This is a genomic window from Mesorhizobium sp. LSJC285A00 (assembly GCF_000503155.1).
Classification (GTDB): domain Bacteria; phylum Pseudomonadota; class Alphaproteobacteria; order Rhizobiales; family Rhizobiaceae; genus Mesorhizobium.
This window is the reverse complement of the sequence record NZ_AYVK01000012.1, coordinates 99,875-113,241: the sequence shown is the minus strand read 5'-3', so window position 1 is coordinate 113,241 and position 13,367 is coordinate 99,875. Positions and strand designations below refer to the sequence as shown.

The 13,367-nt window shown below is 62.1% G+C and carries 14 protein-coding genes and 1 pseudogene; 11 read left to right on the top strand and 4 right to left on the bottom strand.

All coding sequences use genetic code 11. From position 1 onward, the window contains the following. Window positions 1–98: 98 nt before the first annotated feature. Window positions 99–617 (bottom strand): prepilin peptidase, encoded by a 519-nt coding sequence (locus X726_RS156460; protein WP_023669586.1) that lies wholly within the window; start codon window positions 615–617, stop codon window positions 99–101. Window positions 618–766: 149 nt separating this feature from the next. Further along, entirely contained in the window at window positions 767–937 is a 171-nt protein-coding gene (locus tag X726_RS156465) for a Flp family type IVb pilin (protein ID WP_023669585.1), read from the bottom strand. Between the two features lie 354 nt (window positions 938–1,291). Here X726_RS156465 and X726_RS156470 point away from each other — a divergent pair, with 354 nt between their 5' ends. The 3 genes from X726_RS156470 (at window position 1,292) to X726_RS156480 (ending at window position 3,148) form a co-directional block, all read left to right on the top strand. Further along, complete coding sequence (locus X726_RS156470; protein ID WP_023669584.1) at window positions 1,292–1,714, top strand: pilus assembly protein N-terminal domain-containing protein; 423 nt, start codon at window positions 1,292–1,294, stop codon at window positions 1,712–1,714. Window positions 1,715–1,864: 150 nt separating this feature from the next. Next, window positions 1,865–2,482 carry a TadE/TadG family type IV pilus assembly protein gene (locus X726_RS156475; protein ID WP_023669583.1) on the top strand — a complete coding sequence of 206 codons (618 nt, stop codon included), beginning with the start codon at window positions 1,865–1,867 and terminating at the stop codon, window positions 2,480–2,482. Between the two features lie 57 nt (window positions 2,483–2,539). Next, window positions 2,540–3,148 carry a TadE/TadG family type IV pilus assembly protein gene (locus X726_RS156480; protein WP_245272101.1) on the top strand — a complete coding sequence of 203 codons (609 nt, stop codon included), beginning with the start codon at window positions 2,540–2,542 and terminating at the stop codon, window positions 3,146–3,148. A gap of 28 nt (window positions 3,149–3,176) precedes the next feature. Here the strand turns inward: X726_RS156480 and X726_RS156485 are convergent, their stop codons facing one another. After that, on the bottom strand, window positions 3,177–4,130 hold the full coding sequence (locus X726_RS156485; protein WP_023669581.1) for a PhnD/SsuA/transferrin family substrate-binding protein: 954 nt from the start codon (window positions 4,128–4,130) through the stop codon (window positions 3,177–3,179). Window positions 4,131–4,305: 175 nt separating this feature from the next. On the opposite strand from X726_RS156485, the gene X726_RS156490 reads away from it, so the two are divergent. The 4 genes from X726_RS156490 to rpsT all read left to right on the top strand — a co-directional run bounded on the left by X726_RS156490 (window position 4,306) and on the right by rpsT (window position 7,667). Continuing rightward, window positions 4,306–5,544: a phosphopentomutase gene (locus X726_RS156490; RefSeq protein WP_023669580.1), complete on the top strand. Its 1,239-nt coding sequence runs from the start codon at window positions 4,306–4,308 to the stop codon at window positions 5,542–5,544. Further along, complete coding sequence (mutM, locus tag X726_RS156495) at window positions 5,537–6,427, top strand: bifunctional DNA-formamidopyrimidine glycosylase/DNA-(apurinic or apyrimidinic site) lyase (protein ID WP_023669579.1); 891 nt, start codon at window positions 5,537–5,539, stop codon at window positions 6,425–6,427. The genes X726_RS156490 and mutM overlap by 8 nt, the downstream gene beginning before the upstream one ends. A gap of 40 nt (window positions 6,428–6,467) precedes the next feature. Then, window positions 6,468–7,241: an enoyl-CoA hydratase gene (locus X726_RS156500; RefSeq protein ID WP_023669578.1), complete on the top strand. Its 774-nt coding sequence runs from the start codon at window positions 6,468–6,470 to the stop codon at window positions 7,239–7,241. 159 nt (window positions 7,242–7,400) lie between these two features. Beyond that, entirely contained in the window at window positions 7,401–7,667 is a 267-nt protein-coding gene (gene rpsT / locus X726_RS156505; protein ID WP_023669577.1) for a 30S ribosomal protein S20, read from the top strand. Window positions 7,668–7,693: 26 nt separating this feature from the next. On the opposite strand, the gene X726_RS1000000170455 is transcribed toward rpsT, so the two are convergent. After that, window positions 7,694–7,909: a hypothetical protein gene (locus X726_RS1000000170455; protein ID WP_156940638.1), complete on the bottom strand. Its 216-nt coding sequence runs from the start codon at window positions 7,907–7,909 to the stop codon at window positions 7,694–7,696. A gap of 605 nt (window positions 7,910–8,514) precedes the next feature. Here X726_RS1000000170455 and dnaA point away from each other — a divergent pair. The 4 genes and pseudogenes from dnaA (at window position 8,515) to X726_RS01000000166855 (ending at window position 13,364) form a co-directional block, all read left to right on the top strand. Then, window positions 8,515–10,059, top strand: a complete 1,545-nt coding sequence (dnaA, locus tag X726_RS156510; protein WP_031195619.1) for a chromosomal replication initiator protein DnaA — start codon at window positions 8,515–8,517, stop codon at window positions 10,057–10,059. A 277-nt stretch (window positions 10,060–10,336) separates the two neighbouring features. Then, window positions 10,337–11,455 (top strand): DNA polymerase III subunit beta, encoded by a 1,119-nt coding sequence (gene dnaN, locus X726_RS156515; protein WP_023669575.1) that lies wholly within the window; start codon window positions 10,337–10,339, stop codon window positions 11,453–11,455. 58 nt (window positions 11,456–11,513) lie between these two features. Further along, window positions 11,514–12,659 carry a DNA replication/repair protein RecF gene (gene recF, locus X726_RS156520; RefSeq protein WP_023669574.1) on the top strand — a complete coding sequence of 382 codons (1,146 nt, stop codon included), beginning with the start codon at window positions 11,514–11,516 and terminating at the stop codon, window positions 12,657–12,659. Between the two features lie 31 nt (window positions 12,660–12,690). Continuing rightward, window positions 12,691–13,364: pseudogene (locus X726_RS01000000166855) on the top strand (ThiF family adenylyltransferase). The last annotated feature ends 3 nt before the right edge of the window (window positions 13,365–13,367 follow it).

Here is a 13,367-nt window from a genome sequence, read left to right as displayed (position 1 = left end):
TACATAAATTGGATGGACCCGTGCTCCGACCAACAAAAGAGGCGGCCAAGCCGCCTCTTTTCAGATCGATGCAGGAGCGGCAAGGAAGGCTTGCTGTCTCAGATCGCCAGCCTTGCCAGCGCCCATACCATCAGGGGTGAGTCCGGATAGGTTAGCAGCCCGCCAATGCCGAGTGCAATGCCGTAGGGAACGCCGGTCGTGTCGTCGGCGAAATGGCGCAGGAATGGACTGTGGCTGGTGTAGATCGCCAGCGGCGATTTCCGGTAGAGGAGGATGGCGAGCGTCAGCAGTCCCCCGATAAACGCTGAGATCACGAGATACTCGACAAGGTGAGTGTTGAACCCCATCCAGACGGCGGTGCCGGCGAGCAGCTTGGCGTCGCCGCCGCCCATGCCGCCCAGTGCAAACAGACCGAACGTCACTGCCAGCACCAAGGCGCCGGCGGCGAAATGCCAGCCATAGGTTGCCCAGTCCATGCCCGTCAGCGGCGCAACCAGGACAAACACCGCCAGTAGCAGCACCGGTACGCGGTTGGCGATCGTCATCGACAGCATGTCGGAGGTCGCGGCGAAGAGCATGCAAAAAGGAAAGACGACGAAGATCAACGCTTCGAGCATGGGCGCGGCACCCTGTTGCCAACTGTATCCAGCCTCAGCCTAGACATATACGATTAACGATCGATGAGACTGGGTACTCAAAATCGCTCGACGCGATGAAATAGGGGCCGCCAATCAGGCGGCCCCTATCTCTAAAGCAACCAAGGGTATTACGAATTAGTCACCTTGCCGGCGATCGTGGTGAACTTGTTGTTCAGGGCATTGCCGAGCGAACCAGCGCCAACCATGATGGCAAGCGCGATGAGAGCGGCGATCAGACCGTATTCGATAGCGGTCGCGCCGGATTCGTCCTTCGCGAAACGTGCGATGAGATTAGACATTCGAGAGCTCCTACTCCACGTGTTACAGCACTTCCGTCAACTTCTGTGGTGGTTGATCGGATGCTGCCAATCTACGGAGAAGCTCTTTCAATCGGCTTAATAAACAGCCTTACCGATTCCTTTCCCGCTTCGAACAGCCTGTGTGGTTAACCGTAAACTAAACGCTGGACACTAGCTCGCCTGCCTGTGAAAAGGCCGCGAAAGCTGCAAATTCACGGGCATCGGCAGGACGCATTATTATATTAGCTGGTAGCAAGATTGGTGCGAATATCCCTGCGCCGATCGGTTTAACCGTTGGTTCACCAATCTCCTTCATGTTCCGTTGAACAAGTTTTGCCGCCGTGGAGCGCCTTGATGACTGCCATGAAATCGTCATTCCTGCTTGTCGCGCTTCTCGCCCTCCCGGCTTTTGTGCTGCCGGCCAAGGCCGGAGCCGGCATCGAAGTGACGATGAACCAGGCCAAGATCGTCAAACTGACACGCCCCGCCGACACCATAGTCGTCGGCAATCCGGCGATTGCCGACGCTTCCGTCCAGGATGCATCGACGATCGTGCTGACGGGCAAGGGGTTCGGCGTCACCAACCTGGTTGTCCTCGACCACGATGGCAGCCCGATCGTCGACGAGCAAGTGACCGTGGTGCGCCAGGACGCGTCGTCCGTGCGTATCTACAGGCGCGCCTCGGTACAGACCATGTCCTGCACGCCCTATTGCGAAAGCTCGTACAAGAGCGACTCGGAAAAGTCGTCCGAAGCCGAGATGAGCGCTGGGCAGTAAGCGCCCGACGCTTCATGGCCTCGACAACGCCGCCTCGGTTAGCGGCGGGTTAATGCAGTCTCGGCAAATTTAACGGTCATCCAAACCGGACCTCAATGGGTTCTGGCTAATGTTGTCTCTGGTACCGCATCAGGATCGGCAGGGACGGATATGGGCGAGGATTATTGCGAGGATTCAAGACCCGGAATCGGCAAGGCCAGCGCAGGACGAGGAAAGTTTATCCGTCGTTTCCTTGGCGATCGGCGCGGCAGCACCGCGATAGAATTCGCCATGCTTGCGTTACCGTTTGCGGCTCTCGTCTTCGCCATCCTTGAGAGCTGCGTTTCATTCGCCGGACAGGAGGTGATGGCCAACATCACCGATGATATCGCCCGTCAGTTGCGTACTGGCCAGTTGAGGCAAGCCGATGTAACGGACGAGGAGCTGAAGGGCTTGGTCTGCGCCAGACTGGAGATTATTGTCGCCAAGGGTTGCCCCGGTTTGCTGGTGGATCTGCGCCCGTTCAAGACCTTTGCCGGGGCAGCCAGTGCGGGTTTCACGATTTCCGGCTCGACCATCACGCTGACGGGCAAGGATCCGGATACAGGCAAGGAGCCGGTTTTCGGGACCCCCACAATAGGCCCGGCAGAATCAAAGAACATGCTGCGGGTCTTTTACCCTTGGCCGGTCATGACCGATTTCATGGCTCAATACATGTCGAATATGGATGGCGGCAAGACTCTGCATTACGCGACGACAACGTGGCAAAACGAGCCATTCGACAACTGAAATTGCACGTGTAAGCAAAAGGAAAAGTGCATGTTTTGTGCGGGGGCACATCCGGGGATGTCGGTTATCTGGAAGAGAGCGGCGCGGTTTTTTGCCGATCGGCGCGGCATAGCGGCGGTCGAATTTGCCCTCATCGTGCCTGTCTTGCTGATCATGTATTTCGTTACCATGGAGGCCTCGCAAGCCATCGAGGCCAGCAAGAAGGTCAGCCGCATCAGTTCCATGGTTGCCGACCTCGTCACGCAGCAAACGTCAGTGGTCAACGCAGATCTCACCGACATCATGAAGATTGGAAACTCCAGCCTTCAGCCTTATAACCGCTCAGTCGCCGATATCTTCATTACAGCAATCGACATCGAAGCCGATCCGGGTAATGCGACACCGCAAGCAAAGGTGGCGTGGTCCTGGCGCGTGCTGAATGGGATCACTAGCCGCGACTCCGACCCGACAACCGCCACCACCGTTCCGGCAACGCTCAATATTGCTGGGACTTTCCTCATTCGTGTCCAAACCACTCTCAAATACCAACCGATCATCTCCTGGTCGGAAGGCGCCGAAAAGCCGCTCGGATTTATCTCGGCCTTCAACGAAGGCAAAATAACGATGAGCGAAACCTACTATCTCAGGCCGCGCCGGACCACGTCGATCCCCTGCAGCGATTGCTGAAGCAGCTCTGGCCCATCCGACCCCGGCTTTATTGCGCGCCGCTGTCGGTGCTGCCCGACACCAGGCGCACGATGGAATCGGCCATCGCATAGTCACTCGCAGCGGCGAGCGTGAACCCTCCCGAATGTTTCGATTCCACGAAATCGTAGACTTCCGGCGACTGCGATCTGAGATTGGTGAGGAAGACGGTCAGTCGGCGTTTGGCTTCGGGGTCGAGATCGCTGCGGACGGCGTGAGGGCCGTATCTGAGCACGCCGGAGGTCCAGATGATCTGGAGCGCGGCTTCTGGAATGCCCGCCGCCTCCAGTCGCGCCGCCGTGCCGTCCGGATCAGCCGGCTGATCGCCAGCAATCGCCGTCCGGTTTTCCGCCGTGGCCCGCTCCCAGCCGAACAAGGCATCGGCCTGGCCATCGACCAGCATCGCTTCTGCGGCGGCAGCCGAGCCGGCATGAGCGAGGAATGGCGCATCCTGGCTGATCTTGATGCCGTCGGCCGCCAGCCCGGCGAGCGGTAGAAGCGAACCGCCGACATTGTCGGAAGGCGCCATGGCGATGCGGTGCGTTTCCAGGGCCGCGAGATCGGAAAGCCTGCCGTCGCGCGTCAAAAGCACGGAGCGGATGCCCGTGGCACCGTCGGCATCGACCGGCGCCACAAGAGGTTCGACGCAGCCGCAGCGCTCCGAGGCGGTGGCGTAGGCGGTCGCCGAATAGACCGCGTACTGAATCCGGCCATTGGCCTGTGCCTCTATCAGCGCCGCATAGTCATGCGCGACGACGAATTCCACCTTCATGCCGAGCGCCCTGCCGTAGGCGTCAGTCAGCATGGCCAGACCCGGAACCGTGTTGCCGGCGCCCGGCTCGGCAACGATGCCGATCCGAAACGTGCCGATCTGGTCGCGCCAGTCGGCGTGCGCGGCGAGCTGCGAGGCCAGCAGCGCTACAGTGGTCGCCAGTGCACTCCAACCCAGGTCAGCCCGTCTCATCGATCCATGCCCCGCACGCCGTTCCTTGAAGCGCATCGCATGTCTCAAGGATGCGTACAGCGCGCCTGCCCGACTTCGCGACCATCGCGTCAGGCCGTTGCCGCCTGGTTTACGATTTGCCAATGCCGCGACGGGACCTTATGTCTGGTCAACCAGACTGGCAATGACGGCACCGATGGCACGCGCTTTCCTCTTCGTTCTCGATTCTTTCGGCATTGGCGGCGCCGCCGATGCCGAACCCTATGGCGACGCCGGCTCGAACACATTCGGACATATCGCGCTGGCCTGCGCGGAAGCCCGCGCCGATCGCGAGGGCCTGCGCGAGGGACCGCTGAAGGTGCCCACCATGGTTTCGCTCGGTCTCGGCCGCGCAGCAGAAACCGCAACCGGCTTCCAATTCGACAGCAAAGCCGCTGTTTCAGCCTCCGCTTTCCACGGCGCCGCGCAGGAGATTTCGAGCGGCAAGGATACGCCGTCGGGTCACTGGGAAATCGCCGGGCTGCCCGTGCGGTTCGACTGGGGCTATTTCCCCGATAAGGTGCCCGCCTTCCCTGCCGAACTGACCGAAGCGATGATCCGCGAGGGTAAGGTGCCGGGCATTCTCGGCAACTGCCATGCGCCCGGCACGGAGATCATCGAGCGCTTCGGCGAGGAGCATATCCGCACTGGCCAGCCGATCTGCTACACCTCGGTCGATTCCGTCCTGCAGATAGCAGCGCACGAAGTTCATTTCGGCCTGGAGCGGCTCTACGAGTTCTGCAAGACGGTACGCCGGCTGGTCGATCCGCTGAAGATCGGACGGGTGATCGCACGGCCTTTCCTGGGCGAAACATCGGCCACGTTCGAGCGCACCTACAACCGCCATGACTACGCCGTGCCGCCGCCTGAGCCGACGCTGCTCGACCGCTTGACCGGGCGCGGCAGCCGGGTGATCGCGGTCGGCAAGATCGGCGACATCTTCGCCCACCGCGGTATCTCGGAAGTACGCAAGGCGCCCGGCAACATGGCAATGTTCGACAAGGCGCTGGGCGCGATGGACGATGCCGGCGACGGCGACCTGGTGTTCGCCAATTTCGTCGACTTCGACACCGAGTTCGGCCATCGCCGCGACGTCGCCGGCTATGCTGCAGCGCTCGAAGCCTTCGACCGCCGGCTGCCCGAGGCACTGGCAAAGCTGAAGCCGGGCGATCTGCTCATCCTCACCGCCGACCATGGCAACGATCCGACATGGCGTGGCACCGACCACACGCGCGAACGCATCCCGGTCATCGGCACCGCACCAGGTCTCACGGGCGGCGACATCGGGCTCAGGACCACCTTCGCCGATATCGGCGAGACGGTCGCCGAACACCTCAAGCTGGCGCGCGGCCGCCACGGCGCTTCCTTCCATGCGGCGATAGGCGGCCATGCCTGAACTGCCCGAGGTCGAAACCGTCCGGCGCGGCCTGCAGCCGGTTCTGGAATGCGCGCGGATCGTGCGCGTCGAGGCGCGCCGGCCCGATCTCCGATTTCCGTTTCCGGCGAGATTTGCGCAGCGGCTGACCGGCAAGACCGTCATCGCGCTTGGCCGCCGCGCCAAATATCTCACCATACACCTGGACGATGGCCCGGTGCTGATCTGCCATCTCGGCATGTCGGGCTCGTTCCGCATCGAGGCCGCTGATGACAAAGAGACGCCCGGCACGTTCCATCAAGAGCGCTCGAAGAATGCCAAGCACGACCATGTGGTGTTCCATGTCGTGTCGCCTGTCGGCCTCCAGTCTCGCGTGGTCTTCAACGACCCGCGTCGCTTCGGCTTCATGCTGTTTGCGGAAGGCCTGGCCGAGGCGCATCCGATGCTGGCGGGACTGGGCGTCGAGCCGACCGGCAATGCGCTGGAAGGCGCCCTGCTCGCCTCTCTGCTGAAGGGCCGCAGATCGCCGTTGAAGGCGGCGCTGCTCGACCAGAAGCTGATAGCCGGGCTCGGCAATATCTATGTGTCGGAAGCGCTGTGGCGCGCCGGCCTTTCGCCATTGCGCGAGGCAGGCACCATCGCCGGGACCAGCAAGAAGGCCAAGGAACAGAGCGAACGACTGGCCGGGGCAATCCGTTCGGTGATCGCCGATGCGATCGCCGCCGGTGGGTCTTCGCTGCGCGACTATGTGCACACAGACGGGTCGCTGGGCTATTTCCAGCATTCCTTCGCGGTCTACGATCGCGAAGGCGAGCCCTGTCCGACGCCCGGCTGTCGCGGCCACATCGAGCGCATCGTGCAAAGCGGCCGCTCGACCTTTTATTGCCGGACCTGCCAGCGGTAAGCTAGACGGTCCTTCAGTGCCGCAACCAGGAGGCCAGCCCATGAGCTATGAAACCATCATCGTCGAGACGCGCGGCAAGGTCGGCCTGATCACGCTGAACCGGCCCAAGGCGCTCAACGCGCTGAACGCGCAGGTGCTGGCGGATTTGCTGACGGCGGCAAAGGGGTTCGACGCCGATCCCGGCATCGGCGCCATGGTCATCACCGGTTCCGAGAAGGCTTTTGCGGCGGGCGCCGACATCAAGGAAATGCAGGCCGTCACCTACGCCGAGGCCTATGTGCAGGATTTCTTCGTCGGCTGGGAACAGTTTACCCGCACCCGCAAGCCGATGATCGCGGCGGTCGCCGGCTATGCACTGGGCGGCGGCTGCGAACTGGCGATGATGTGCGATTTCATCATTGCCGCCGACACGGCGAAATTCGGCCAGCCCGAAATCACGCTCGGCGTCATTCCCGGCATGGGCGGGTCGCAACGGCTGACCCGCTTTGTCGGCAAGTCGAAGGCCATGGACATGTGCCTGACCGGTCGGATGATGGATGCCGCCGAAGCCGAGCGCAGCGGCCTGGCCTCGCGCATCGTGCCGGCCGGCGAGTTGATCGAGGAGGCGATGAAGGCCGCGGCCAGGATATCAGAGTTTTCACTGCCATCGGTGATGATGGCCAAGGAGGCAGTCAACCGCGCCTACGAGACGACGCTGGCGGAGGGACTGCGCTTCGAACGCCGGCTGTTCCACTCGCTGTTTGCGCTCGACGACCAGAAGGAAGGGATGGCCGCCTTTGCCGAGAAGCGGAAGCCGAATTTCACCAATCGCTAGAGTGGCGGCGGCGAGGACCAAAAAGAAGCCAAAGCGGCGTTGACGCGCCGGAAAAGCTGAACTATAAGCCGCTCCAACCGAGGCGGCCGTTGGCTGCCCGTTTGTTTTTTGCGCCCTGCGGCATCCCGCATGCGCCCACCAGATCAGAAGAGAGGCATCATGGCCAATACCTCCTCGGCCAAAAAGGCAACGCGCAAGATCGCCCGCCGCGCAGCGATCAACAAGAACCGCCGCTCGCGCGTGCGTACATATGTCCGCCAGGTCGAAGAGGCACTGGCTGCCGGCGACAAGGCAGCCGCGCTGGAAGCCTTCAAGACCGCAGAGCCGGAATTGATGCGCGCCGCGACCAAGGGCGTGATCCATAAGAATACGGCATCGCGCAAGGTGTCGCGTCTGGCTCACCGCCTCAAGGTGCTGGCGGCCTGATCGACCGTTCCTGAACTGTCGTTCTTTCAAACCCGGCCAATCGCGCCGGGTTTTTTCGTTTGCCGGCAAGCACTTAAAAAGAACGGCCGCAAAGCACGCCCGAGCCGCATTCCAGAGTCTGGAATGCTTTGCCGGCACATACACTCCCACTGATATTCCAATCCGCCGAAACGGCCCACGCCAATAAATTTGGCTGTCACAAATTGCTGATACTTTTCAACGACTTGCTGGAAGTGATCCACAGCTTGTTCACATCGCCTGTGGGCGATAGGCAGCAAGTTGGTGTCAAGCGAATTATTTCAGAAAATTTCAAACCGCACAGCCATTTTCATATTCGCGGCAAAAGGGTTTGAATCCCAATGGCTTTGTCAAAATATGCGCTTCCAGCACGGAGCCCGAACCGTTGTTCACTAACCAGATTCCTTAAAAATCCGTTAGAGGTGGCCTTGCCCTATCCACAGCGATTTCGGTAATGTCGATCTATCGAAAGGGACGGGCCATTAGCCCTTAACCCAGCCTGAATCGGCCAGCTAACAGTGGCAGAATTCATGACGTGGATCAATTCCGCGAACGGGTATGGCTTGCCTTTTCGATACGATAGGGGACTGGCGTAATTGTACATGGCAGCTTGATGGCGCACCGGCGTTTTCGCCGGGTAGCACCGCTTTGCCCGAACATGTCAGACGGACTGGCCTTAAGCAGCCGGGACCGATCCCATTCTGACGAGGCAACGTCATCCGCCGGCGGCGGCGGTGGTGTTGTAGCGAAGATACGGTCGCCGGAAACATGGGTGCAGGAGGCGCACTCCCGGCGGAAAAAAGGTACAAAGGAAAAGGGACGCACAATCATGCAGAGCGGCATCGAGCGGGAGCTTACGGGCGACCTGCCATTTCCCGGAACATTGGTCGGAGCGCACGATATGGCGGCTTCCAGCGACGCGGAACAGAAGTTCGACCGGGTCAAGGCCCAGTTGAAGGCGCGCCTGGGAACCGAGGTCTATTCGAGCTGGTTCGGCCGTATGAAGGTGGCTGAGGCTTCCCGGGGCATTGTACGCATCTCGGTGCCCACGGCCTTCCTGCGCTCGTGGATCAATGGCCATTATCTCGATCTCATCGCCGATCTGTGGAAGCACGAGGATCCCGAAATCCTCAAGATCGAGATGGTCGTGCGCACCGCGACCCGTCCGGCCCGCAATGGCGTCGAACCCGAGGCCGTGCCGGCGCGCAAGATGACCAAGCATACGCAGACCGCATTGGCGGCCGGCACGGTCGGCCCCGGCAGGGTGGAGCGGGCGCCCGCCCCTCGTCCCGGCACGCCGATCGAGAGCGAATTCCGGCACAATGTGCTGGGGTCGCCGCTCGACCCGCGCTACACGTTCGGCTCCTTCATCGAAGGCCCGTCGAACCGGGTGGCTTTCGCCGCAGCCAAAGCCGTGGCGGAATCGCAGTCGAGCGCGGTGCGCTTCAACCCGCTGTTCCTTCATGCAACCGTCGGGCTCGGCAAGACGCACCTTTTGCAGGCGATTGCGGCCGAATCCCTGAAACAGAACCCGAAATCGCGCGTCGTCTATCTGACGGCCGAATATTTCATGTGGCGCTTCGCCACCGCGATCCGCGACAACAATGCGCTGACGCTGAAGGAACAGCTGCGCGACATCGACCTCTTGATCATCGACGACATGCAGTTCCTGCAGGGCAAGTCGATCCAGCACGAATTCTGCCATCTCATCAACATGCTGCTCGACAGCGCCAAGCAAGTGGTGGTTGCCGCTGACAGGCCGCCGTCGGAACTGGAATCGCTGGAACCGCGGGTGCGCTCGCGCCTCAATGGCGGTGTCGCGCTGGAAATGTCGGCGCCGGACTTCGCCATGCGCATCGGCATGCTCAAACTTCGGCTTGCCACCGCCAAGGTCGACGATGCATCGCTCAATATTTCGGAGGAGATCCTCAACCATGTCGCCCGCACGGTAACCGGCAGCGGTCGTGAGTTGGAGGGCGCGTTCAACCAGCTGCTGTTTCGTCAGTCGTTCGAGCCGGCGATCACCATCGACCGCATCGACGAAATCCTCGGCCACATCTATCGCTCTGGCGAGCCGAAGCGGGTGCGCATCGAGGACATCCAGCGCATCGTGGCGCGCCACTACAATGTGTCGAAGACCGAGTTGCTGTCCAACCGGCGCACGCGCACCATCGTGAAGCCCAGGCAGGTCGCCATGTACCTGTCGAAGGTATTGACGCCGCGCTCGCTGCCGGAGATCGGCCGGCGGTTCGGCGGGCGCGACCACACCACGGTGCTGCATGCGGTGCGCAAGATCGAGGACCTTTCCGGCGTCGACAACACGCTGGCGCAGGAACTGGAACTGTTGCGCAGGCTGATCAACGACCAAGCCTGATCGGCGCGGCAAACGGTCGTCGCGCTTTAAATTTTCTTGTTTTGATGCATGTCGTTGTCCCAAAACCGCTGCGCAGTTTCCGGCGACATGCATCGGTTGCCGGCCAACGTCCGCTTTATCCCCAGAAAGCCCGCTTAACCGGCGCGAACCGGTGGCCCGGACTTGCGTTTGCTGGCTTTTTCCTGTCAGTTTGCATAGATTCTGAGCCTGTTCAGACCTTTCGCGGGGCGCCGCCCACTGGTGACCCGTCCATTCATTCAAGCGAGCCTGTTTCGTCATGCGTGTTATCCTGGAACGGTCCAATCTCCTGAAGTCGCTCAACCACGTTCATCGCGTGGTCGAGCGGCGCAATACCATACCGATCCTGTCGAACGTGCTGCTCAGCGCCGAGGGCGCCAGCCTTGAAATGAAAGCCACCGACCTCGACCTCGAAGTGACCGAAGCGACGCCGGCAAAGGTCGAGCGCGGCGGGGCGACGACGGTTCCGGCGCACCTGCTCTACGACATCGTGCGCAAGCTGGCCGACGGCGCCGAAGTGATGCTGAAGACCGACGAGGACGGCAACGCCATGACGGTAACGTCGGGCCGCTCGAGCTTTCGCCTGCAATGCCTGCCGCAGTCCGATTTCCCGGAGCTTTCGGCGGGGTCCTTCTCACACATCTTCCGGCTCGATTCCGTCGCCCTGAGAGGCCTGATCGAAAAGACCCAGTTCGCCATCTCCACCGAAGAGACGCGCTACTATCTCAACGGCATCTACCTGCACACGCATGAAACTGGCGGCAAGCTGAAGCTGCGTTCGGTGGCGACCGACGGTCACCGCCTGGCGCGCGCCGAGATCGACGCTCCGGCCGGGTCCGAAGGCATGCCGGGCATCATCATTCCGCGCAAGACGGTCAGCGAATTGCAGAAGCTGGTCGACGATCCCGATGTCGCGGTGACCACCGAATTGTCCGACACCAAGATCCGCTTCACCATCGGCAGCGTGGTTCTGACCTCGAAGCTGATCGACGGCACTTTCCCGGACTACCAGCGCGTCATTCCGACCGGCAACGACAAGAAGCTGATCATCGACCGCCAGAGCTTCGCCGCCGCCGTCGATCGCGTCTCGACCATTTCCTCCGAGCGCGGCCGCGCGGTGAAGCTTTCGATCACCGAAGGCCAGGTGACGCTTGCCGTCAACAATCCGGATTCGGGCAGCGCCACCGAGGAACTGGCGGCCGACTATTCGTCCGACCCGATCGAGATTGGCTTCAACGCCAAATATCTGCTCGACGTCGCTGCTCAACTCACCGGCACGGAAGCCAAGTTCATGCTGGCCGATGCCGGCTCGCCGACGCTGATCCACGACATGGCCGATGAGACCGCGCTCTACGTGCTGATGCCGATGCGGGTGTAGCCGCACTGCGGCACACTGCAGCATAGTGATTGCGGCGACTTCTATAGGCGGATAGCGGTTGCCGGAACAAAATCACATAAGTAAGCTCACACTTACGAATTTCCGCAATTATGCGGCGTTGTCGATCGGCTTTTCACCCGGCGCGGTGGTGTTTTCCGGCGACAATGGCGCCGGCAAGACCAATCTCCTGGAAGCCATCTCGCTGCTGACGCCTGGCCGCGGCCTGCGCCGGGCGCCCTATGTCGACGTGGCCCGCGAAGGCGGCGATGGCGGCTTTGCGCTGCACGCAAGGCTCGACGGGCCGGAGGGGCAGGTCGAGATCGGCACCGGCATCACCGGGGGTGAAGCGGCCGGCGAGGGCGGTCGCAAGGTGCGCATCAATGGCGCGCCGGCACGGTCGGCCGACGCCATGCTGGAATGGCTGCGCGTGGTCTGGCTGACGCCGGCCATGGACGGCCTGTTCCCGGGGCCTGCCGCGGACCGGCGGCGCTTTCTCGACAGGCTGGTGCTTGCGATCGATCCCGGCCACGGCCAGCGCGCGCTCGACTATGAGAAGGCGATGCGCGGACGTAACCGATTGCTTACGGAAGGTTCGCGAGACGGCGCATGGTTCGACGCCATCGAGATGCAAATGGTCGAAACCGGCGTGGCGATTGCCGCGGCGCGCGCCGAGCTGGTGCGCCTGCTGGCCGCCATGATCGACAGGTTGCCGTCCAGCGGGCCGTTTCCGCAAGCCGACATCAGCCTCTTCGGCGACCTTGAAAGCCATGTCGCCTCAGCACCCGCTGTGGATGTCGAGCAACGCTATCGCGACGCCCTTGCCGACGGCCGCGAGCGCGACCGCGCCGCCGGACGCACGCTCGACGGCCCGCACCGTTCGGATCTACTGGTGCGCCACCGCCCCAAGGCGATGCCGGCCGAACTCTGCTCGACCGGAGAGCAGAAGGCGCTGCTGGTCGGCATCGTGTTGTCGCACGCAAGGCTGACCGGCGAGATGTCGGCGATGACGCCGATCCTGTTGCTCGACGAGATTGCCGCGCATCTCGATGCCGGCCGGCGCGCCGCGCTGTTCTCGATCCTGGAGGAGCTGAACTGCCAGGCCTTCATGACCGGAACCGACGCCGCGCTGTTTTCCAGCCTGAGGGGACGCGCGCAGTTCCTCACCGTCGACCACGGCACGGTTGGGCCAACCGAAGAGACCTGACAAGGTTTTTGCTCCGCTATATGGTCGGGCAATGACCCCTGCCGCCCTCACCGACGACGAACTCGAACGCTATGCCCGCCACATCGTGCTGCCCGAGATCGGCGGCGCCGGCCAGCAGCGGCTGAAGCGCGCACGGGTGCTGGTGATCGGCGCCGGCGGCCTCGGCGCACCGGTGCTGGAATATCTCGCTGCCGCGGGCGTCGGCACACTTGGCATCGTTGATGACGACATTGTCTCGCTGTCCAATCTGCAGCGGCAAGTGATCCACGCCACCGATACTGTCGGCGCGGCGAAGACCGAGAGCGCCAAAGCAGCGATCGCCCGGATCAATCCCCATGTCGCGGTGGAATTGCACGATTTCAGGCTGACGGCCGACAATGCTGCCGTTCTCGTCGCGCGCTACGACGTGGTCGTCGACGGCTCCGACAATTTCGAGACGCGCTATGTGGTGGCGGATGCCTGCGCGGCGGAAAAGCGGCCGCTCGTGCATGCCGCCGTCGGCCGCTTCGACGGCTCGGTGACGGTGTTGATGCCGTTCGGGACCGGCGCCGACGGCAGACCGAACCCTGGATATCGCGACCTCTNGACGTGTGCTCTTCCGATCTCAAGCTGATCACCGGTATCGGCGAACCACTGGTCGGCCGGCTGCTGCTCTACGATGCACTGTCGGCGCGCTTCGACACGATCCGTTACAAGAGAAACTGAGCT

Excerpts from the sequence above, each read along its gene's own strand:
- X726_RS156460 (WP_023669586.1), bottom strand. The coding sequence starts at position 617 with ATGCTCGAAGCGTTGATCTTCGTCGTCTTTCCTTTTTGCATGCTCTTC.
- X726_RS156465 (WP_023669585.1), bottom strand. The coding sequence starts at position 937 with ATGTCTAATCTCATCGCACGTTTCGCGAAGGACGAATCCGGCGCGACC.
- X726_RS156470 (WP_023669584.1), top strand. The coding sequence starts at position 1,292 with ATGACTGCCATGAAATCGTCATTCCTGCTTGTCGCGCTTCTCGCCCTC.
- X726_RS156475 (WP_023669583.1), top strand. The coding sequence starts at position 1,865 with ATGGGCGAGGATTATTGCGAGGATTCAAGACCCGGAATCGGCAAGGCC.
- X726_RS156480 (WP_245272101.1), top strand. The coding sequence starts at position 2,540 with ATGTCGGTTATCTGGAAGAGAGCGGCGCGGTTTTTTGCCGATCGGCGC.
- X726_RS156485 (WP_023669581.1), bottom strand. The coding sequence starts at position 4,130 with ATGAGACGGGCTGACCTGGGTTGGAGTGCACTGGCGACCACTGTAGCG.
- X726_RS156490 (WP_023669580.1), top strand. The coding sequence starts at position 4,306 with ATGGCACGCGCTTTCCTCTTCGTTCTCGATTCTTTCGGCATTGGCGGC.
- mutM (WP_023669579.1), top strand. The coding sequence starts at position 5,537 with ATGCCTGAACTGCCCGAGGTCGAAACCGTCCGGCGCGGCCTGCAGCCG.
- X726_RS156500 (WP_023669578.1), top strand. The coding sequence starts at position 6,468 with ATGAGCTATGAAACCATCATCGTCGAGACGCGCGGCAAGGTCGGCCTG.
- rpsT (WP_023669577.1), top strand. The coding sequence starts at position 7,401 with ATGGCCAATACCTCCTCGGCCAAAAAGGCAACGCGCAAGATCGCCCGC.
- dnaA (WP_031195619.1), top strand. The coding sequence starts at position 8,515 with ATGCAGAGCGGCATCGAGCGGGAGCTTACGGGCGACCTGCCATTTCCC.
- dnaN (WP_023669575.1), top strand. The coding sequence starts at position 10,337 with ATGCGTGTTATCCTGGAACGGTCCAATCTCCTGAAGTCGCTCAACCAC.